This is a genomic window from Hominilimicola fabiformis, assembly GCF_020687385.1.
Lineage (GTDB): Bacteria > Bacillota > Clostridia > UBA1381 > UBA1381 > Hominilimicola > Hominilimicola fabiformis.
In genome coordinates this window covers 103,416-125,365 of sequence record NZ_JAJEQM010000007.1, presented here as the reverse complement: position 1 = coordinate 125,365, position 21,950 = coordinate 103,416, and the positions used below count along the sequence as shown (strand labels likewise).

The 21,950-nt window shown below is 36.5% G+C and carries 16 protein-coding genes, 2 pseudogenes and 1 other annotated feature; of the genes and pseudogenes, 4 read left to right on the top strand and 14 right to left on the bottom strand.

Translation table 11 applies throughout. From position 1 onward, the window contains the following. Positions 1-6 precede the first annotated feature (6 nt). From yunB to aspS, 13 genes are all read right to left on the bottom strand, one after another. Positions 7-657: a sporulation protein YunB gene (yunB, locus tag LKE05_RS06615; RefSeq protein WP_308456319.1), complete on the bottom strand. Its 651-nt coding sequence runs from the start codon at positions 655-657 to the stop codon at positions 7-9. A 60-nt stretch (positions 658-717) separates the two neighbouring features. Next, complete coding sequence (gene thrS, locus LKE05_RS06610; RefSeq protein ID WP_022229050.1) at positions 718-2,466, bottom strand: threonine--tRNA ligase; 1,749 nt, start codon at positions 2,464-2,466, stop codon at positions 718-720. Between the two features lie 62 nt (positions 2,467-2,528). Next, positions 2,529-2,759: a binding site (T-box leader), on the bottom strand. A gap of 36 nt (positions 2,760-2,795) precedes the next feature. Beyond that, positions 2,796-5,618, bottom strand: a complete 2,823-nt coding sequence (uvrA, locus tag LKE05_RS06605; RefSeq protein ID WP_308456318.1) for an excinuclease ABC subunit UvrA — start codon at positions 5,616-5,618, stop codon at positions 2,796-2,798. A 15-nt stretch (positions 5,619-5,633) separates the two neighbouring features. Further along, on the bottom strand, positions 5,634-6,014 hold the full coding sequence (locus tag LKE05_RS06600; protein ID WP_022229052.1) for a hypothetical protein: 381 nt from the start codon (positions 6,012-6,014) through the stop codon (positions 5,634-5,636). 1 nt (position 6,015) lies between these two features. Further along, positions 6,016-7,980, bottom strand: coding sequence for an excinuclease ABC subunit UvrB (uvrB, locus tag LKE05_RS06595; protein WP_022229053.1), 1,965 nt, complete (start codon positions 7,978-7,980; stop codon positions 6,016-6,018). Between the two features lie 20 nt (positions 7,981-8,000). Beyond that, positions 8,001-8,816, bottom strand: coding sequence for an Asp23/Gls24 family envelope stress response protein (locus tag LKE05_RS06590; RefSeq protein ID WP_308456317.1), 816 nt, complete (start codon positions 8,814-8,816; stop codon positions 8,001-8,003). A 12-nt stretch (positions 8,817-8,828) separates the two neighbouring features. Further along, positions 8,829-9,467: a redox-sensing transcriptional repressor Rex gene (locus tag LKE05_RS06585; protein ID WP_147514896.1), complete on the bottom strand. Its 639-nt coding sequence runs from the start codon at positions 9,465-9,467 to the stop codon at positions 8,829-8,831. 157 nt (positions 9,468-9,624) lie between these two features. After that, positions 9,625-10,422, bottom strand: a complete 798-nt coding sequence (locus tag LKE05_RS06580) for an alpha/beta hydrolase (protein WP_308456316.1) — start codon at positions 10,420-10,422, stop codon at positions 9,625-9,627. Between the two features lie 2 nt (positions 10,423-10,424). Further along, on the bottom strand, positions 10,425-11,804 hold the full coding sequence (locus LKE05_RS06575) for a DUF4340 domain-containing protein (RefSeq protein WP_308456315.1): 1,380 nt from the start codon (positions 11,802-11,804) through the stop codon (positions 10,425-10,427). Next, the gene (locus tag LKE05_RS06570) at positions 11,801-13,207 is read right to left on the bottom strand and encodes a GldG family protein (RefSeq protein ID WP_117966439.1); all 1,407 of its coding nucleotides are present in this window, start codon (positions 13,205-13,207) and stop codon (positions 11,801-11,803) included. Before LKE05_RS06570 ends, LKE05_RS06575 begins: the two co-directional genes overlap by 4 nt. Before the next feature lie 11 nt (positions 13,208-13,218). Then, the gene (locus tag LKE05_RS06565; RefSeq protein WP_117966436.1) at positions 13,219-13,923 is read right to left on the bottom strand and encodes an ABC-2 transporter permease; all 705 of its coding nucleotides are present in this window, start codon (positions 13,921-13,923) and stop codon (positions 13,219-13,221) included. Beyond that, positions 13,907-14,875 carry an ABC transporter ATP-binding protein gene (locus LKE05_RS06560; protein ID WP_308456314.1) on the bottom strand — a complete coding sequence of 323 codons (969 nt, stop codon included), beginning with the start codon at positions 14,873-14,875 and terminating at the stop codon, positions 13,907-13,909. Before LKE05_RS06560 ends, LKE05_RS06565 begins: the two co-directional genes overlap by 17 nt. Before the next feature lie 297 nt (positions 14,876-15,172). After that, on the bottom strand, positions 15,173-16,942 hold the full coding sequence (gene aspS, locus LKE05_RS06555) for an aspartate--tRNA ligase (RefSeq protein ID WP_117966489.1): 1,770 nt from the start codon (positions 16,940-16,942) through the stop codon (positions 15,173-15,175). A gap of 196 nt (positions 16,943-17,138) precedes the next feature. Between aspS and LKE05_RS06550 the strand changes: the two genes are divergently transcribed. The 4 genes and pseudogenes from LKE05_RS06550 to LKE05_RS06535 all read left to right on the top strand — a co-directional run bounded on the left by LKE05_RS06550 (position 17,139) and on the right by LKE05_RS06535 (position 21,038). Then, entirely contained in the window at positions 17,139-18,836 is a 1,698-nt protein-coding gene (locus tag LKE05_RS06550) for a putative polysaccharide biosynthesis protein (protein WP_308456313.1), read from the top strand. Positions 18,837-18,943: 107 nt separating this feature from the next. After that, positions 18,944-19,714: pseudogene (locus LKE05_RS06545) on the top strand (protein-ADP-ribose hydrolase). Further along, a pseudogene (locus LKE05_RS06540) lies at positions 19,665-20,111 on the top strand (SIR2 family NAD-dependent protein deacylase); the annotation flags it as partial. The pseudogenes LKE05_RS06545 and LKE05_RS06540, both read left to right, overlap by 50 nt. Positions 20,112-20,165: 54 nt before the next feature. Next, the gene (locus LKE05_RS06535) at positions 20,166-21,038 is read left to right on the top strand and encodes a DUF5131 family protein (protein ID WP_308456312.1); all 873 of its coding nucleotides are present in this window, start codon (positions 20,166-20,168) and stop codon (positions 21,036-21,038) included. Here the strand turns inward: LKE05_RS06535 and LKE05_RS06530 are convergent. Continuing rightward, a complete protein-coding gene (locus LKE05_RS06530) occupies positions 21,035-21,934 on the bottom strand; it encodes a ribokinase (RefSeq protein WP_308456311.1) in 900 nt (299 codons plus the stop codon). The genes LKE05_RS06535 and LKE05_RS06530 overlap by 4 nt on opposite strands. Positions 21,935-21,950 lie beyond the last annotated feature (16 nt).

Genomic DNA, 21,950 nt, shown 5'->3' with positions numbered 1-21,950 from the left:
TCCTTTCTATTCGACTGATGCAGTCATTCCACCATTTCCGTAATAAGTCGGTGTGTCACCTACAATAATCGTTTCATTTAAAAGCACTGATGTTTCCACAGTGTCGGATTGTGCAAACATCATTCCCACGAATGACATTTTCATAGATACGTCTAAATACAATTTATGCTTTACCTGATTAATACCGACAGAGTCAAAACTCTCTTTAAAATCAGCATTTACAATACTGACCGGATATATTCGTATCGGCACTTTAGGACCGAGTCCGGCAAGAAAATATAAATTACTGCAGCTTCCGAGCGGTACATATACCGTATCGCTTTTATGTGAATCAATATTTTTCTGCATTGACTGTATTATTGCCGATTTTAAGCGATTGATCTTTGCGGTATCCGTTTCGATTGCCTTTATATTTTCGGAGGAATTCTCCATAATTTTTGCAAGGCTTTGGTATTCTTCTTTAACAAATACATCATCTACTGCACTGTTTACAACCTCATTTGCAATGTTATTTGAATACACCTTTGCATATTCGATAAAAGACGGTTGCAATTTTGTGAATATAAGCCATATAAGAAAAATCAAAAAAAACAGTGTAAAAAATATTCCTACACCTTTTAAACTTCTGTTTCTTGTTCGTGAAAGTCCAAGCCTCATATAAATCCCTCCCCGACACTGTATAGTATGTCGGGGAGCAAATTTACGTTACATTAACAATTATATTCTCTTTGTGTCGATTTCTTCTTTAACTGCTTTGATAAATTCATCTATTGCCATAGCACCCTTGTCGCCCTCTTTTCTTGAACGAACAGATACAGTGTTATTTTCAATATCCTTATCACCGACAACAAGCATATAAGGTACTTTTTCAAGCTGTGCCTCACGAAGTTTATAACCAAGTTTTTCACTTCTGTCATCAACTTCTACACGCAAAATACCGTTTGCCTCAAGCTGTTTCTTAATTTCATATACATAATCCAGATGTCTGTCCGCAATAGGCAAAAGCTTGATTTGTACAGGAGCAAGCCATACCGGGAATGCACCTGCATACTTTTCGATAAGAAGTGCAAGTGTTCTTTCGTAACAACCGATTGATGTCCTGTGAATAATATACGGATTTTTCTTAGTACCGTCTTTATCAACGTATTCCATACCGAATTTTTCGGCAAGCATTTGGTCGATTTGGATTGTTACAAGAGTATCTTCCTTACCGTGTACATTCTTAATTTGAATATCAAGTTTCGGGCCGTAGAATGCAGCCTCACCGACACCGACTTTATAATCAATGTTAAGATCTTTCAAGATTTTCTCCATCGTATCTTGTGCTTCGTTCCACTGTTCTTCTGTACCGATATACTTTTCTCTGTCGTCAGGATCCCATTGCGAGAAACGATATGAAACGTCTTCAATTAATCCAAGAGTTGTAAGCATATAGTTTGTAAGTTCAAGACAACCCTTAAATTCTTCTTCAAGCTGTTCAGGTGTACACATCAAGTGTCCCTCTGAAATTGTGAACTGACGTACACGGATTAGTCCGTGCATTTCACCCGACGCCTCATTTCTGAAAAGTGTCGATGTTTCATTAAGTCTCATAGGCAAATCTCTGTATGAACGACCTCTGTTTAAAAACGCTTGATACTGGAACGGACAAGTCATCGGACGAAGTGCAAATACTTCCTTATCCTTTTCTTCATCGCCAAGTACGAACATACCTTCTTTATAGTGATCCCAGTGACCTGAAATTTTATACAAGTCGCTCTTTGCCATTAGAGGTGTCTTTGTAAGCTGCCAACCACGCTTTTGTTCTTCATCTTCAACCCATCTTTGAAGTAATTGAATTACTCTTGCACCCTTTGGAAGCATAATAGGAAGACCTTGACCGATATAATCAACTGTTGTAAACAATTCAAGTTCACGTCCAAGCTTATTATGGTCACGTTTTTTTGCCTCTTCAAGCTGTTCAAGATGTGCCTCAAGGTCGGCTTTATTTAGGAAAGCAGTACCGTAAATACGTTGTAACATCTTGTTTTTCTCATTACCTCTCCAATATGCGCCTGTTGCACTTAGAAGTTTGTATGCTTTAACCTTGCTTGTGTAATTTACGTGAGGTCCTGCACATAGGTCAACAAAATCGCCTTGCTTATAGAAAGAAATTGTAGCATCTTCAGGTAAATCGTTAATCAATTCAACTTTGTATGGCTCATCTTTCATTAATTCAAGAGCCTCTGCTCTCGGCAATTCAAATCTTTCGATCTTAAGGTTTTCTTTAGCGATTTTTTTCATTTCTTTTTCAAGAGCTTCTAAATCCTCAGGGGTGAAAGTATGCTCCGTATCAAAATCATAGTAAAAACCGTCATCAATAGCCGGACCGATAGCAAGTTTTGTATCCGGATAAAGTCTTTTTACAGCCTGTGCAAGCATATGCGAGGCTGAATGTCTTAGTGTTTGTAGTTCATTCATTTCCATTTTTATTAGTCCTTTCTTTTTATAAACTAAAAACACCCCTAAAGTACGGATAATATCCATACCTTAGGGGTGCATAAATATACACGGTTCCACCCTAATTACAGCATATAATGCTGTCACTTAGTTCGTCCTTGTTTCGTAAGGAATACGGCAAAACTTACTTAATATAAATTGTTCAGTCCGCAGCTCCGAAGTGGTATTCACATCAAGCCCATCAAAGAACGCTTACAGCCCATGACGTTCTCTCTCTTGTGACTTTTGCTTAATGCTACTGTCTTCATCTACGCTTTAAAATTATTCTAACACTCTTTTTTTATTTTGTCAAGGTTTTATTCGAGCATTTTCTTTAAATATTTTCCGGTATAAGATTTTTCGACTTTTGCAACATGCTCAGGTGTACCTGACGCAATCACGGTACCGCCGTTATCGCCGCCCTCAGGTCCCATATCAATGATATAGTCTGCGGTTTTTATAACGTCAAGGTTATGTTCGATTACAACAACGGTATTACCACCCTCAACAAGTTTATCAAGCACTTCCGTAAGTTTGTGAACGTCAGCAGTATGAAGTCCTGTTGTAGGCTCGTCAAGAATATAAATCGTCTTCCCTGTACTTCTCTTTGAAAGCTCCGTTGCAAGTTTAACACGTTGTGCTTCACCGCCTGACAAAGTTGTTGAGCTTTGACCGAGTTTGATATATCCAAGACCGACTTCCTGTAAAGTTTCAAGTTTTCTCTTTATCTTCGGAATGTTTCCAAAAAATTCAACACCCTCATCAACCGTCATTTCAAGCACTTCATAAATATTTTTGCCCTTGTATTTAACTTCAAGAGTTTCTCTGTTATATCTCTTACCCTTACATACCTCGCAAGGAACAAATATATCCGCCAGGAAGTGCATTTCTATCTTCTTTATACCGTCACCGCTACAAGCTTCACAACGTCCGCCTTTTACGTTAAAGCTAAAACGTCCTGATTTATAACCACGCACTTTTGCCTCATTTGTAGATGCAAAGACTTCACGAATATCACCGAAAACATTTGTATATGTTGCCGGATTTGAACGTGGTGTTCTTCCAATCGGTGACTGGTTTATATCAATGATTTTGTCAAGCTGTTCTATGCCCTTTATCTCTTTATGTGCGCCGGCATGAGTTCTTGCACGATTTAAAACGTGAGCAAGTTTTTTGTAAAGTATTTCATTTACCAATGACGACTTACCCGAACCCGAAACACCTGTGACACAAGTCATAACACCTGTCGGTATTTTTACATTGATGTTTTTAAGATTATTTTCTTTTGCACCACGCACTTCAATCCAACCCGTCGGTTTTCTGCGTTCCTTAGGTACTTCAATTTTAAGTTCACCGCTAAGATATTTACCCGTTATTGAACGAGGTGATTTAATCAAATCTTCAACGGTACCCTCTCCTACGAGTTCACCGCCGTTTACACCTGCTCCCGGACCGATGTCAACAATATAATCTGCGGCATACATTGTATCGGTGTCGTGTTCAACAACGATTACCGTATTACCCAAATCACGAAGATGTTTAAGTGTTTCGATAAGTCTGTCATTGTCACGTTGATGAAGTCCGATACTCGGCTCGTCAAGAATATACAACACTCCCATAAGTCCCGAGCCTATTTGAGTTGCAAGACGTATTCTCTGTGCCTCACCGCCCGACAAAGTCCCTGCCGAACGTGACAATGAAAGATAATCAAGACCTACGTCAAGCAAGAATTTAAGTCTTGCCTTGATTTCTTTCAAAATCTGTTCGCCAATCATTTTTTCACGGTCGGTAAGCTCCAATGAATTTACAAAATCCATTTCTTTTTGGATAGACATAGTTGTAAATTCATATATATTAACTCCGTTAATTGTAACCGCAAGCACTTCATCATTAAGTCTTGCACCGTGACATTTCGGACAAGTTACGTCATTGACGTAACGTTCAATGTCGTTCTTTACATAATCGTATGTGTTGGCATTATAACGTCTTTCAAGGTTTGTTATAACGCCTTCAAACGGTGCACTGTATTTACCGCTGCCGTAACTGCGTTCATAATTCATAGGAATGTTTGTATCGCCTGTTCCGTAAAGAATAATGTTTTGTATATCTTTCGGCAAATCTTTATACGGTGTATTTACATCAAATCCGTAGTAATCTGCAAGGGCTGTAAAATACATATAAGCCATCGAATCTTTTTTATTTGCATTTGCCCAGCCTGTCGCTGAAATAGCACCGTTTATTATACTTAAATTTTCGTCTGCTATAACAAGGTCGGGGTCGATTTTAGACAACGCACCCAAACCGTCACAATTATCACACGCACCGTATGGATTATTGAAAGAAAACAATCTCGGAGTAAGCTCCTGCAAACTGATACCGCAATCATCACACGCAAAATTCTGACTGAAAGACATAATCTCTCCGCCGATAACCTCGACAAGCACAACATCACCTGTCAATGCAATGGCTGTTTCAAGTGAATCGGTAAGTCTCTGAACAATATTTTCACGAATAATCAATCTGTCTATGATAATTTCTATGTTGTGCTTTTGCGTTTTCTTTAACTCTATCGGCTCACTTAAATCATATTGTTCACCGTCGGCCTTTACACGCACATATCCGCTTTTTCTTGCATTTTCAAATACTTTTTTTTGCTCACCTTTTTTACCGCGTATAACAGGCGCAAGAATTTGAATTTTTGTACCTTCGCCCAATGACATAACTTTGTCAACAATTTGGTCTATACTCTGTCTTTGAACCTCTTTACCGCATTTAGGGCAATGCGGTATACCGATTCGGGCATACAAAAGTCTTAAATAATCGTATATTTCGGTAACTGTACCGACTGTTGAACGTGGATTTTTTGATGTTGTTTTTTGGTCGATGCTGATTGCAGGCGACAAACCGTCAATATAATCTACATCTGGCTTTTCCATTTGACCGAGAAACATTCTTGCATATGACGACAGTGACTCTACGTATCTTCTTTGTCCCTCTGCATAAATTGTATCAAACGCCAAAGATGATTTACCGGAGCCCGAAAGCCCCGTAAGTACGACAAGCTTTTCTCGTGGTATTTTTACATCGATATTTTTAAGATTATGCTCTCTTGCACCTTTAATTATAATATCCTTTTCCATTGATTTACCTCTGTTTTACTGTAAATAGCACGTTCCGCATTCTTTATATCTCTGCTGAACGTCCTTTCTTTCATCCATAGCAATTTTAAAATCTTCCATCATTGATTGAGCAAATATTTTTTCGATCAGCGGATGTTCGGAATAAATTAAAGTCGCTTGATTTATCACTTCAATTCTTTCCGATTCGCCGAATTCACGAATGTCGATTATCTCAACATTTTTGTTTGTAACCTCTTTTATTTGCTGTTCTACATTATATATTTCCTGCATTTTTATATTTCTATCACAAAAACATATAAAATCAAGTAGATTATCGTTTTCAATCATATATATAACAGGAGTGAGAATATTTTTTGAAATTATCTTAACAAGCTTATTTTTAAGCTCATAATCCATTTTATTCACTCATTTCTTTTTCTAATTTTCGTATTCTGTCACGCAAAGCCGCGGCTTCTTCAAATTCAAGATTTTCAGCCGCTTTAATCATCTTAGCCTGAAGCTCGGCAATGGTCTTTTCGTAATTTATGATATTTTCTTCTGCGGTTTCGGTATCGTCCTCAATAGGCTTTAATGATTCTATAATATCTCTGATGTCTTTCTTAATTGTCTTTGGTATTATGCCGTGTTCTTCATTAAACTTCTGCTGAATACCTCGACGTCTGTCTGTTTCGTCAATCGCCTTTTTCATTGATTTTGTAACCGTATCGGCATACATAATAACTTGTCCCTCACTGTTACGCGCGGCACGACCGATAGTCTGAATAAGTGACATTTCACTTCTTAAGAAACCTTCTTTATCCGCGTCAAGTATCGCAACAAGTGCAACTTCGGGTATATCAAGTCCTTCTCTTAAAAGGTTAATTCCGACAAGTACATCAAATTCACCCATACGCAAATCTTTGATAATTTCCGCACGTTCGATTGTCGATATATCGGAGTGCATATAACGAACTTTAATACCTACACCGGTAAGATAATCGGTCAAATCCTCCGCCATACGTTTTGTAAGCGTTGTCACAAGCGTTCTAAAACCTTGTTCGGTACGCTTATTAATTTCACCGATAAGGTCATCAATTTGATTTTCGGTAGGTTTAATTGTTATTTTAGGGTCAAGAAGTCCTGTCGGTCTGATAACCTGTTCCGCAACAACCGTTGAATGTTCTTTTTCATAATCTGACGGTGTCGCGCTTGTGAATATTACCTGATTTAATCTATCTTCAAATTCTTCAAATTTCAAAGGTCTGTTATCAGCCGCACTCGGCAAACGGAAACCATATTTAATAAGCGTTTCCTTTCTGGCTCTGTCACCGTTATACATCGCACGCACCTGCGGTATTGTAACGTGTGACTCGTCTATAATCATAAGATAATCGTCAGGAAAATAGTCAAGCAACGTATACGGTGCACTTCCCGGAGCACGACCGCTTATATGTCTTGAATAGTTTTCTATACCTTGACAAAATCCTATTTCCTGCATCATTTCTATATCGTACATTGTACGCTGTTCAATTCTTTGTGCCTCGATAAGTAAATCACGTTCTTTGAAATACTTAACCTGTTCACGCATTTCAGCCTCTATTCCTGCAAGTGCCGCAATCATTTTTTCGTTGGTTGTAACATAGTGAGAGGCCGGAGATATAACTGCGTGTTGCCTTACACCTACAATTTCACCTGTAACTACGTTTACTTCGCAAATACGTTCTATTTCGTCGCCGAAAAACTCGACACGAATAGCGTTTTCACCGTTATTGGACGGAAATATTTCCACCACGTCACCTCTGACGCGAAACTTGTTTCTGACAAAGTTAATATCATTTCTTTCATATTGCATTGAAACAAGTTTTTTTAGAAGCTCATCTCTGTCTTTTACCATTCCTACACGCAAAGAAAGCATAAGATTTTTATAATCTTCAGGATCGCCCAAACCGTATATGCAAGATACACTTGCTACGATTATAACGTCCTTTCTTTCAAGCAAAGCAAATGTGGCACTGTGACGTAGTTTATCTATTTCATCATTGGTCAGTGAATTTTTCTCGATAAACGTATCGGTTTGCGGAATATATGCCTCTGGTTGATAATAATCGTAATACGACACGAAAAATTCAACACAGTTATTTGGAAAAAATTCTTTAAATTCACTGCAAAGCTGTGCGGCAAGGGTTTTATTATGAGCAAGTACAATGGTAGGTTTGTTCACTTGTGCAATGACATTTGCCATAGTGAAAGTTTTTCCCGAACCTGTTACACCGAGCAAAGTTTGGCATTTCTCGCCTTTTTTTATTCCGTCAACAAGTGTTTGAATTGCCTGCGGCTGATCTCCTTGTGGTTTAAATTCAGAAACAAGTTCAAATTTATCCATACAGCTCCCCTTCTTACTGGTTATTTCCTTAGATTTTTAACAAGTATATTTATTCTTCTTGCATTTATCGACGTATATTGTTCAACATTATTTCTGACTGCAAGCTGAATATTTTTACATACAGAAAAAATATCACAGCCATATTGTAAAATGACTGTCATATCTATATGTACACCGTGTCCTGTTTTTCTTAGGTTTATATTTTGCACCTTAATTAGTCCATTGATCTTTTGTGCCTCATGTATTGCTATTGAATTTATAACGTTATCTGAGATAATATAGTCACCCATATAACTGAATGTGGGTCTGACAATTGATTTATCAGCCTCGGCGGTTGTTATTTCCGAATCAAGATTTTTTTGAAATCTTCTTAACGGATGCAAGAAATATCCTGAAAATTCCTTCTTTATTTCAAATGTCGGAACAGGAATAACGTGTTTCCCTTCAACTGTACGCATTCTAAGTGCCATATTCATTTCTTCGGGTGTTGCAACATCCTCTATTCTTATAATTTGTTCAACCTCATGAACACCGATATTTTTAGCAATTTTATTTACCATTCCGTCAGATGTACCCAAAATCATAAGGCACTTAATCTTATTCCTTTTAAGAACTTTTTTTATTTCATTTACCTGCGACGGATTCATAAAAAGTGCGTGTTTAACAGACGCAATTTTTGTCGGTTCTTTTTTGGCAGATGTGCCGGCTATAACTTTTCCATGAGAAATAAGCAAGCCGTCATCAATTATAGCGTCAGCTCCGTATTGTTGCGAAACCATAACACTTCTGTAACTCTTTCCTGTTCCACTCGGACCTACAAATGCGATAACTCTCATAATTATAACACCTTAATTCTGATTTTGCTTGATTTTGTATGACAATGTCATAAGCGGATCTGAAAGGTGAACGTTTTCCACCGCTACGTCCTTATCGAATTTAAGTTCGGTATACGAAAAGTTCATAAGACCTTTAACTCCGCAATTAACTAATTTTTCAGCCGTTTCCATTACTGCCGCTTTCGGTACGGTAAGAATTCCGATGTCAACTCTATGCGAATTCAAAAATTCCTCAAGCTTATCTATTGACATAACTTCTATACCATTGATTTTTGTACCAATTATATTAATGTCATTATCAAAAATGCCTACAAGTTTAAAGCCTCTTTTTTCAAACGTATCGTGACTTGCCAATGCTCTGCCGAGATTACCGGCTCCGACTATAACAGTAGTATCTCCGTCATTAAGTCCTAATATGTCACCGATTTCGTTATAAAGATGTTCGACATTATAGCCGTATCCCTGCTGACCGAAACCGCCGAAATAGTTAAAATCCTGTCTGATTTGTGATGCAGTCACGTTCATTTTTACGCTAAGTGCATTTGAGGAAATACGCTTTATATCCTGCTTTAAAAGTTCGCCCAAATATCTGTAATAGCGTGGCAGACGTTTAACTACGACCGTAGGAACTTTCTTTTCATTTTCACTCATGTCCTCTAAACCCCTTGTTAATTATATAACATTTATTATATCACACTCATTTCGTTTTGTATAGTCTTTTTAAATGTATTTTTTTGTATTTTGACATTTTACACATATAAAAAAATGTCACAACAAGCCGATACTGACTTATTGTGACATTAGTTACTTAAATTAAATCATTAAGTTTTATCCATTTTTCAAGAGAATCTTTCCACTGTGCAACGTGCGGTATACTGTCTGCCAAGCCCAAGCCGTGAGAACCGATTGGGTATATGTGCATTTCATACGAAACTTGCACTTTGCTTAGTGCGTCGGCGTACATCAAAGAATTTTCTACCGGTACTGCCTGGTCTGATGATGTATGCCATATAAATGTAGGCGGTGTATTAGGTGTGACGTGTTTATAAAGCGACATAAGCTCTTTATCAGAATGTAATGCTCTTTCACCTATCAAGTTTTTTCTTGAACCGTCATGTCTGTATTCGAACATATCTATTACAGGGTAACACAAAATTGTCGCATCAGGCTTACAGCTTTCTTTATCTATTTCATCTGTATCTTCATACATTTTTTTATCGTAATGAACCGAAACCGACGCTGCCAAATGTCCGCCGGCACTTGAACCCATAACGGCAATTTTATCTTTATCAATGCCATACTTATCCGCATAGTATCTGACATATTTAACCGCACGCATTGCGTCGCTTATCTCAGCCGGGTGCTTGTACGGTGCAACTCTGTATTCAACCACAAATGCAGTAAGACCGATTGACTGCAACCACTTAGCATATGCAGTACCTTCGTGGTCGGCTCTTATTACATAGCCACCACCCGGAAAAATAATAACAGCACCTTTTGAATTTGCAGGATATGCCGTTATAGTCGGTTTTCTTGCCGCTGTTTCATCAGCCTCTATAAATTCTTCGTTCCAATAAGGAATCACGTCATTCCATAAATTCTCCATAATTAATCTCCTTGCTTTTCCGGATTTTCAACATAAGTATTGAATAAATCCATAAATTCATTAAGCTTACTTTTCTTGATTGTAAATTCTGTTTTACCGTTGCGGATTAAAGCACAGTACAAATCATCAATACTCTTAAATTCGATTTCTGTATCAGAACTGCTCTTGATACCTTTATATTTTATTTTCATAACGGTATCGCCGAGTGTTTCGTCTTTATATACTCCGTCAACCGCCAAACCGACAATGCTCTTGTATATTGCTTGTGTTATCTTTGTATCAACCTTTTGACCGTCAAGCACAAAAGTCATATCCGAATCGTTATGAGTTATGTCAATCGTATGTTCTGCTCCGTTATACTCTACCGTTACACTCTTAACTTCCGAAATATCAACAAGTGCCTGCAATTTACTTACAATGTTGTATGACGAGTCATTCGCAAAAGATATAATGTCCGATGAAACTTTAAATACCTGTTCCTTATATTTTACATAAGTCATATCACCTTCTGTGCGACCTATTGTAAGTGTTTCGGTATATTCTTCGCCGTATTTGCCTGTTGAATTGTCGTAAGGCTTAACGGTTATCATTAAAACAGGCGACTTTTCACTGAAACCGCCGTCAGCATTTTCAATCGGTGTAGTAAGTGAAATTTCCTCTATAGGAGCAAGTATTTTGTTATCGATATAGTCATCATTGGCACCACTCTGATACGGCTGTACCATTTCCCATACATTATTTGTGTTGTTATTTATATTGCTTAATATTCTGATTTCAATAGTTTCATCACTGCGGACAATTTTAATGTCATTAATATTGTCAATATTAATGTTGAAACGATTGAATTCTTTATAATAGCTGATAGGCTTTTTTAAAGTATCAACTTTAAAATCATACATTGTATAGACAGTATTATCGCCGTCTTTCATCACAAAATATTCTCCGAGTGTCGGACTCAAATCGCCGATAATCATTTTATCAATCTGACCGTTTTTCTTTTCAACTGTAACAGTGACTTGCGGATTGTCAAGTCCGTATTGTGATAAATCAACCGGATTTTCTTCAATCTTGTTTTTTGATGACAATGTTGAAATTGTACCGACAAGCGCACCGGCTTTTGAAGAATCTATTTCAGACGCATCCATATCATTTACGGACCATTCCGAATCGCCTATACTTTTTACCGTAATTGTACCGTTTTCACTCTCTGCCTTTACAGATAAAATATCGGTTGTATCAGCTGAATAGATACTGTATAAATCATCGGTTGTATCAACATTATTATCTTTTGACGTGTCAATATTACTTATAACAATCGTTCCGACAATAAGCACTATAATCACTGACGCGGCTATAATTATGCTTTTCGTTGTTTTACTCATAGATTTCTCCTTTTTATCCAAATTACAAGTCCGATTATTAATACGGTAATCGGTATTATAATTACAACAAATGCAAAAATAATTTTTTGACCTAAATCAGATAATGTAATAACATTGTTTACAAGTGTTTTTTCATCTACAGTAAAGCTTTCTTCGTTACCTATCATAAAGTTGGTCAAATTCATAAAATAATCATAGTTTGCAAGTCCGTAATTATTTGTAAGTGTTGTTTCGTCTATGGTTAAAAGCATAGTATTTCCCGATACATAAACCGATGAGGCGTGTTTGGCATCTACCGAAAGTTCGCTGACCGGATATTCACCGTCCTGCTCGCCGCCTACTTTTGAAACATTTTCATAATTTGAAGTCGTGTATGCTTTTTCTGAACTTGTCAAAACAGGTGTAACAGATATATCGCCATTTGATTCAAATTCTTGAGTTATCAATCTTGAATATGGGAAATATGCCAAAGTTCTTTGATTGTCTATTATACTGTCGGTAAATTCATATGATTTTACATTCGGCACGACAAGACTCATCGAACTTCCGCTCAACGAAACGGATTTTGATGTGTCTGTTTCAATTACAAGGTTATCGCTTACACCTATGCCCCATGATGATTTTAGATAGTCATACAAGTTAGTAAGATTTTTTGAATCGACATCAAGATAAACTTGTATATTACCGCCTTTTTGCAAATAAGAATCAAGTTTTGTGATTTCTTCTTTTGAAAAATCGGCCGTCGGTTTTGCAACAATCAACATATTTGCGTCTGACGGTATATCATCGGTCAATGTATTAACTTCTCCGACTTCAAAGTTTTCTGATTCAAGTTTAGTTTTTGCACCGTCAACAGCTATCTCATTATGTCCTTTTATTAGGTATGCCTTTTGTTGTGTTTCGCTTGATACATACTTTAATGCCGAAGTTATTTTATTTTCAACATTAAGTGATGTATACTGTCCTGTTTGTGCATTTACCCCGTACAATTCAGTCATAGTATATGTTTTAAACTTATCTCCGCCGTCAACAATGACAGAATTTGATTGCAGACTTTTGCCGTCAGTAACGTATTTCTTGCCAAAAGTCGGGTTAGATGTCATGTTAATATTTGTAACATTGATATTTTTATTTGCGGCGGCATATTTATCAAGCACCGTACGAATATTTCCGTCTTGTTCCGATTCACCGGCAAGAATATATATATCAACAGGAGTATCATAATTTTTAAGATACTCTTTTGTTTTATCTGAAAGTTCGTACATTTTATTTGACGTAAGGTCGATTTTTAAAGGTAATTTGTTGTTAAGCACGCTGACAAATACGTTTACAACAATAACCAAAACAACCGCTATTGCAATAGCAACGGAAGATACAAATTTATATTTTTTTACGTTATTCATTACATATCCTCCTATCTCATTCTGCGTCTTTCAAATACCATAACGGTAAAGAATAAGAACAGACCGGTGATGCTTAAATAATAAATTATCGGTTCAAAGTTAAGGATTCCGAGAGTAAAATCCGAAAATCTTTGTACAGGCGATAACCACAAAAGAATTTTTACAATTATTTCGTTTGAAACGTTTGACGCAACCGAGCCTAAAAGCAATGTAAAAATCAATACACCGTAAGTGGCAACTGCAGCGACAATCTGACTTTCCGTAATAGATGACATAAACGCACCGATAGCAAGTATTGCCGAACATAGCAGTATAAAGCCGACATAACAGCTTATTGTTTCCGCAATCGGCAAATTACCCGTAAACGCTAATATAACAGGATAAATAAGTGTTATAAGCACACCTACCATAAATATTCCAAATGCCGCAAGATACTTACCGAAAACTATTTCTTTTGTAGATATAGGTGCGGTCAGTAATAATTGGTCTGTCTTTTGCTTTCTGTCCTCTGAGAACAATCTCATTGTCAATAACGGCAACAAGAACAACGCCCAGTTATTGACGATTGAAAAGAAATTAGTCATTCTTGCAGTCATAAATCTGATATTTACAACATAGAACATTACTCCTGTTAAAAGAAGAAAAATAGTTAAAAATACATAACCGAGCATTGATGTAAAATACGAATTGAATTCTCTGTTAAATATCGCTTTCATTTGTATTTTCCTCCTTTTCTGACGTATTGTCAGTAAGTTTTAAGAATATATCCTCCAAAGACGGCTCGATTTCTTTTTGCATTAATATCGGTATTTCATTTTCCGCGAATGCAAAGAACATTTTTTTCTTTTCTTCTGCCGCCATTGCGTTATCAAATTCAAAATCATACGAATCATTTTCAGATGAAACACAGGTTACATTTGATATGCCGTCAAATGAATTTAGGATATTTTCGGCTTTTTTCCTATCGCCTGATATTCTGAACAACATTTTTTTATTATCACCAAGCTTATCCGAAAGATTTTTCGGTGTATCTTCTGCAACAAATTTGCCTTTATTTATAATAATTACTCTGTCACAGACTGCACTTATTTCGCTTAATATATGCGAACTTAAAATTACAGTCTTTTCTTTTCCGAGTTCCTTAATAACATTTCTTATTTCGATAATCTGCTTAGGATCAAGACCAACTGTCGGTTCGTCAAGTATAAGAATTTCGGGATCACCGATTAAAGCACCTGCAAGTCCCACTCTTTGACGATAGCCTTTTGACAAATTGGCAATTTTTCTGTTTTTAACATTATCAATCTTCACCATATCAATAACTTGCTGTATATGACTCTTTTCATCCTCGGTCTTGATTTTCTTCAATTCATATACAAATTCAAGATAATCCCACACTACCATATCAAGATAAAGGGGTGGTATTTCAGGCAAGTATCCTATTTTCTTTTTCACTTCAATAGGATTTTCTAAAATATCATAGCCGTCAATATTAACAGAGCCGTCTGTATATGAAATATATCCGGTGATAATATTCATAGTTGTTGATTTTCCCGCACCGTTAGGACCTAAAAATCCAAGAACTTCACCCTTTTTTACATTAAAACTAATATTGTCGAGTGCATATTTATCGCCGTATTTTTTTGTTAAGTTTGAAATAGTAATCACTTAAAACTCTCCGTTTCACAGATTAATTTGCAGACTGCCGAGAAATCAGATCGAATTTTAAAAAAACGAACTCGTCAGCGTACATTTGTACGGTAGAGTTTATTTTTTCAAAAAGTGCATAGGCAAGCCTATCAATATAGGCTTGCCTGCTATTTTTTTGATAAATTAAATCATACAAATTTGAATAATACTTCTGCACGTTCCGGACAATTTGCCAACAGTCTTAGAAGCTGAAAATTCGGCTCCTATTTTAAGGTTATTATACAATAACGTTATTAAATTATTATGAAAACATTATTAATTTTCTTTCTTTTCAGGTATTATGCTTATCGAAAGTTCCTGTAATTGTTCTTCGTCAACAACATTAGGAGCTCCCGACATAAGTTCTGACGCATTTTGTACCTTAGGGAATGCAGTTACATCTCTTAGACTGTCGTTACCTGTCATAATCATTGCAAGTCTGTCAAGACCGATCCCCATACCGCCGTGAGGTGCGGCACCGTATTTATATGCCTCTACAAGGAAACCGAATTTAGCCTCGATTTCTTCATCAGAAAGCCCAAGTGCCTGGAACATTTTTTGTTGAAGTTCATAATCTGTAATTCTGATTGAACCGCTTGAAAGCTCTGTACCGTTAAGGACAAGGTCATATGCCTTAGCCGTAACTTTACCCGGATCAGTATCAAGATATTGAATACACTCGTCCATAGGCATTGTAAACGGATGGTGCATAGCAAGCCAAGAATCTGTATCTTCGTCATATTCAAAGAATGGGAATTCAGTAATCCAAAGGAAGTTAAATCCTTCAGGAATTATATCAAGTTGCTTTGCAACCTTTAATCTAAGTGCGCCGAGTACAGGAAGTGTTACTTTATTCTTATCTGCAACGATAAGTACAACGTCACCCTTTTGAGCACCTACTTTATTTAATATTGCGTCAAGTTCACCTTCGCCCAAGAATTTTGCAAATGCACAAGTCGGTTCATCATCAACCCAACGAACAAATGCAAGACCTTTTGCGCCTATTCCCTTAACGTATTCTGTAAGCTTGTCAATTTCTTTTCTTGTAAGCGTCTTTGCCGCGTCTTTTGCAACGATTGCTCTTACCGAGCCGCCGTTTTCGATAGCCGAAGTAAACACGCCGAAACCGCAATTCTTAACAAGTTCTGAAATATCGCATATTTCCATACCGAAACGAGTATCAGGCTTATCTGAACCGTAACGTTCCATAGCGTCTTTATAAGTAAGTCTTGGAAGCGGTAATTCTACGTCAACATCAAGAACTTCCTTAAACAATCTTTGTATAAAGCCTTCGTTCATTTCAAGAATATCCTCAACATCAACGAATGACATTTCAAGGTCAATTTGCGTAAATTCCGGCTGTCTGTCTGCTCTTAAGTCTTCATCTCTGAAGCATCTTGCAAGCTGAATATATCTGTCAAATCCTGCAATCATCAAAAGTTGCTTGTACATTTGAGGTGACTGCGGAAGCGCGTAAAACTTTCCGTGATGTACTCTTGACGGAACAAGGTAATCTCTTGCACCCTCAGGAGTTGACTTAATCATCATCGGTGTTTCGATTTCTATAAAGCCGTTTTCATAATAATAATCTCTTGCAACTTTTGCAATCTTACTTCTCATAATCAAGTTATCCTGTAAAACCTTTCTTCTAAGGTCAAGATAACGATATTTCAATCTTAATTCTTCGTTTACGTTAGTATCGTCAACAATTTCAAAAGGAGGTGTCTGAGCCTTTGCCAACACTCTCAAATCTTTTACGTCAATTTCAATATTACCTGTTTTAATTGCTGTATTCTTGCTTTCTCTTTCACGAACAACACCTTTTGCCATAAGTACATATTCGCTGTGGCAATCAGACGCTTTTTCAAATATTTCTCTGTCTGTCGAATCATCAAAAGCAAGCTGAACTATACCTGTTCTGTCCCTTAAATCTATAAAAATAAGATTTCCCAAATCTCTTACTTTTTGTACATAACCGCCTACTACAACTTCATTGCCGATTCCTTCAACATCTCCGCAATAGTGAGTACGTTTTAAACCTTGCATTGTATCCATGTCTATTCCTCCATATAAATTTACATACTTATTATATTTTACCCTTATATCAGCTTTGTGTCAAGTCAAAATGCCGATTTTTGACTTATTTCTATACAATTACTTTATTTTTTTATGACAATACTTGATTAAATCCGTATTTAGTTTTATAATATGACAATGTGAACATTAAATTAGGAGGAATATAATGAGTAAACAAAACAAAGAAAACACTCAATCGTTTATGAATAATGTTACTATAATTCTTATTTCACAAGTGCTTGTAAAAGTTCTTGGTATGGTTTACAGAATTGTAATAACAAACATTGACGGTTTCGGTGACGAGGGACTGGGATTTTATAATGTAGGATTTCAGATTTATACCCTACTGCTTGCAATTTCATCTGTCGGAATACCTAATGCAATTTCAAAAATGGTTTCCGAACGTGTAGCACTTGACGATTACAAAGGTGCACATAAGATTTTCAAAACGGCTTTATTGCTGTTCTCAATAATAGGTCTTGTAACGACTGCGGTTCTGTTCTTTGGTGCGGATATTTTTGCACAGCATATAATTAAAATTGACGGCTCTCAATATGTAATGCGTGCGCTTGCACCGTCACTGTTCTTCGTTTGTGTATCTTCCGTAATCAGAGGATATTTCACAGGTATGAAGAATATGAAAGCAACAAGTAATTCACAGGTACTTGAACAGATTTTAAAATGTACACTTACTATTGTGTTTGTATACCTTTCAATCGGTCTTGCACCTGCAATTATGGCATCTTGGGCTAACTTTGCAACATCTGTTGCAACTGCGCTTAGTATGCTTTACTTAGTATACTTCTATTGTAAACGTAAAAGCGGTATCAAGGAGCATATTGAAGAATCAAAAGGCGAAACAATTAAGATTTCAGGCAGACATCTTATGATGAGTATTCTTATGATAAGTATTCCGATTTCACTTGGCTCTATCATTACAGCTATAAACAGAGTTATCGACACAGCAACAATAAGTCGTGGTATTGAAGTTGCATTTGCAGCATTAATTCCGGCACATGGCAACGTCGGCGATATTATAAATCCGACCGCCGAGCAACTTAATCAGGAAATTGCAAGATTATCGGGACTTCTATCAAAGAGTGATACACTTTACAATATGCCTTTGGCGGTAAACTTCGCTTTTGCAACAGTTCTTGTTCCGTCAATCGCAGGTGCGTTGGCGGTAAAAGATTATAAAGAGGCCTCTTCAAAGATAAACTATTCATTGCTTATTTCAATATTAATTATCTTGCCTTGCGCAATAGGTTTGATAACTCTTGCTGAGCCGATTTATAAAATATTGTATTTCAGCACTTCGAGCGGTTTTGAGCTTTTACAGCTTGTTTCGGTATCGCTTATATTTGCGGCACTTGCACAAACTATGACAGGCTCGCTTCAAGGTCTTGGAAAAGTTTATGTCCCTGCAATCAGCTTGTTGTTTGGATGTATAGCGAAAATTGTATTAAATATTGTACTTATAAGAATACCGTCAATCAATATTTACGGTGCGGCAATAAGCTCTATTGCTTGTCAGTTCATATCATGTGCAATATGCTTTGTTGTTCTTGCAAAGAACTGCAAACTTAACATCAAGCCTATGAAATATATCGTAAAACCGATTATAGCAGGTGTTGTTATGGGCATTGTTGCAGTCGGTGTTTATAAGCTTTCAATGCTTGTATGCCCATCTGGATTTATAGGTAATTTGATTTCCACTGTAATTGCAATAGCGATTGCGGCGGTTGTATATTTCTTTACGGTGTTTATGCTAAAAATTCTTTCAGAAGACGAAATCAAACAGCTTCCTATGGGTACAAAAATTTACAATGGTCTTGTTAAATTAAAATTCTATAAAGCACAGTAAATTCAAAAAATCTTTGCCATACGGTAAAGACTTTTTTGATAGTTACTTAAAAGTACCTACTTGTTATAATAACAAAAACACGTTATAATCATTTCAGAGGTGGTAATATGACACAGAATGAAAGACTTGATTTTCTTATTAATCATCTGATAAGTGAGGACAACAGATATAGCAATATAGTTATCCCAAAAGATTCCGAAGAAAAATTTAATTTATTCCGTTCTCTTGTAAACGTCAGAGAACCGAAACAAATTAGTAACGAATTTATAAAGCTACAAGATGATTATTTGCAAGAACGATTGACGGAAATTAACATAACCGACGCATATGATTTACAAGCAATATCGAACAAATTATACCTTTGGCAAGGTGATATAACAACATTAAAATGCGGTGCAATAGTAAATGCCGCAAACAGTGCAATGCTCGGTTGCTTTGTGCCTTGACACAAGTGTATTGATAATGCAATTCATACGTTTTCGGGTGTTCAGCTTAGATTGGAATGTAATCGCATTATGAAGCTACAAGGTCACAAGGAACAGACCGGTGCTGCGAAGATAACAAAAGCATACAACTTGCCTTGTGATTACATTCTTCATACGGTCGGTCCTATTGTATACGGACATCTTACCGATGAACACCGCAAACTTTTAGCAAGTTGTTACCGTTCTTGTCTTGAGTTGGCTGAAGCTAACGGTGTAAAATCAATAGCTTTTTGTTGTATATCAACAGGTGAATTTCATTTCCCAAATGATATTGCCGCACAAATAGCCGTTGAAACAGTGAAAGACTATTTGAAACATTCTGAATTGGAAAGGGTGATTTTTAATGTTTTTAAGGATACCGACAAAAAAATCTACGAAAAATTACTCAAATGAGATAATTCATTTGAAAGAAAAACTTGATAAAGCCGATGCTGTTGTAATCGGTGCGGGTGCAGGACTTTCAACTGCGGCAGGTTTTACTTATGCGGGCGAACGCTTTGAAAAATATTTTTCTGATTTTAAGCAGAAATACGGCTTTACAGATATGTATTCGGGCGGATTTTACCCGTTTGAAACACTTGAAGAATACTGGGCGTATTGGAGCAGATACATCTACATCAACCGCTATATGGATATACCGAATAATTTATATGATATGATTTTGAGTTTAGTAAACGGTAAAGATTATTTTGTTATTACCACTAACGTGGACCATTGTTTTCAGAAAGCTGGTTTTGATAAAAAACGCCTATTTTACACTCAAGGCGACTACGGTTTACTTCAATGCAATATGTTTAGATGAAGATATTTATAAAGTTATAAAAGATGTCAAGGAAGTGATATAATGCACGATATATGGAATCCGTGGCACGGTTGCGTGAAATGCAGTGAGGGTTGCCAAAATTGCTATATGTATTTTTTAGACCGTGTTCGTGACAAAAGCGGCTCGGATATTTATAAAACAAAATCAGGATTTGACTATCCTCTGCAAAAAGACCGTTACGGCAATTATAAAGTGCAGAGCGGTGAGCTTATTCGCGTATGTATGACGTCAGATTTCTTTTTAGAAGAGGCTGACAAGTGGCGCGAAGAAGCATGGGATATTATAAAGCAACGCAGTGACGTAAAATTTTATTTGCTTACAAAACGTCCCGAGAGAGTGCATAAATGCCTTCCGTCAGATTGGGGCAACGGTTGGGAAAATGTATTTTTTAATGTTACCGCCGAAAATCAAAAACGTGCCGATGAACGTATTCCGCTATTACTTGATTTACCGTTTAAACACAAAGGAATAATGTGTGCTCCATTTATCGGTCCTATCAGTATCGAAAAATATCTGCAAAGCGGTCAGATAGAACGTGTAGTATGTGGCGGCGAAAATTACGACGGTTCACGTCCTTGTAATTTTGATTGGGTTAAATCATTGCGTCAAGAATGTGTATTGCATAATGTCACATTTTGCTTTATTGAAACGGGTACTTATTTTATAAAAGACGGTAAAAAATATCGTATACTGAAAAAATCTACACAAAGCGAAATGGCGTATAAATCGGGTATGAATTACATCGGTAAACCGATTAAATTTAAGTTGTGTGATAATTTCGGCTTTGATATACCCGAAAATGAATTATATGTACCCCACTATCGCAAAAATTGCGAACATTGCGGAAGTAAACTAATTTGCAACGGTTGTTGTGATTGCGGTAAATGTGATTAAGAACTTTGAAACGAATTTTCAGCCGCTAAAACTTCGTTTAACATAGGTATAGATACAGACGCACCTTTTCTTGATACTGCAATAGCTGATGCAACTGACGCAATTTTTAAGGATTTTTCAACAGTGTTCCCCATTGCTATTTGTGCAAAAAAGTATCCTGTAAATGTATCTCCCGCGGCAGTTGTATCAACGGCATTAACCTTAAATGACGGCTGAAAAACGATTTTTTCGGTATCACTATACATACATCCTTCACTTCCGAGAGTAAGAACGATTTTTAGTTTTGGATAATTCTTTGAAAAGTATTTTAAACCGTCTTTTGGATTATCACATTGAGTAAGCTCAGACATTTCTACTTCATTCAGAATTATATAGGAAAGCATATTAAAATCAATCTTTTTTATTTTATCGTTATACGGTGACGGATTTAATATTATGCACATTCCCTTTTCGTATGCTTTTTCTACGATATAGCCTATCATATTTATTTCGTTTTGAAGCAAAAGTATATCGCCTTTATGAAATTTATCAAGCACTTCATCAACAAATTCTTCGGTTATTTTTGCATTTGAGCCGGAATAAAGAAAAATCGAATTATCACCTTTGCTGCTTACTTGAATAATAGCGTGTCCTGTTTTTTCGTCTACTTTTTTTATATTAGATATATCGACACCGTTTGACTCTAAAACATCTGCAAGCATTTCTCCGTCAGTTCCGATACAACCGGCGTGATAAACTTCCATACCCGCCTTAGCTAAAGCGACTGATTGGTTAAGACCTTTTCCGCCAGGAAATACTTGCATTGAATTGCTTGTTTCGGTTTCTCCTATTGCGACAATATGGTCTAAATTATATACAAAATCAATATTGCACGAACCAAAATTCAAAATTTTCATAACAGTCACACCCCAT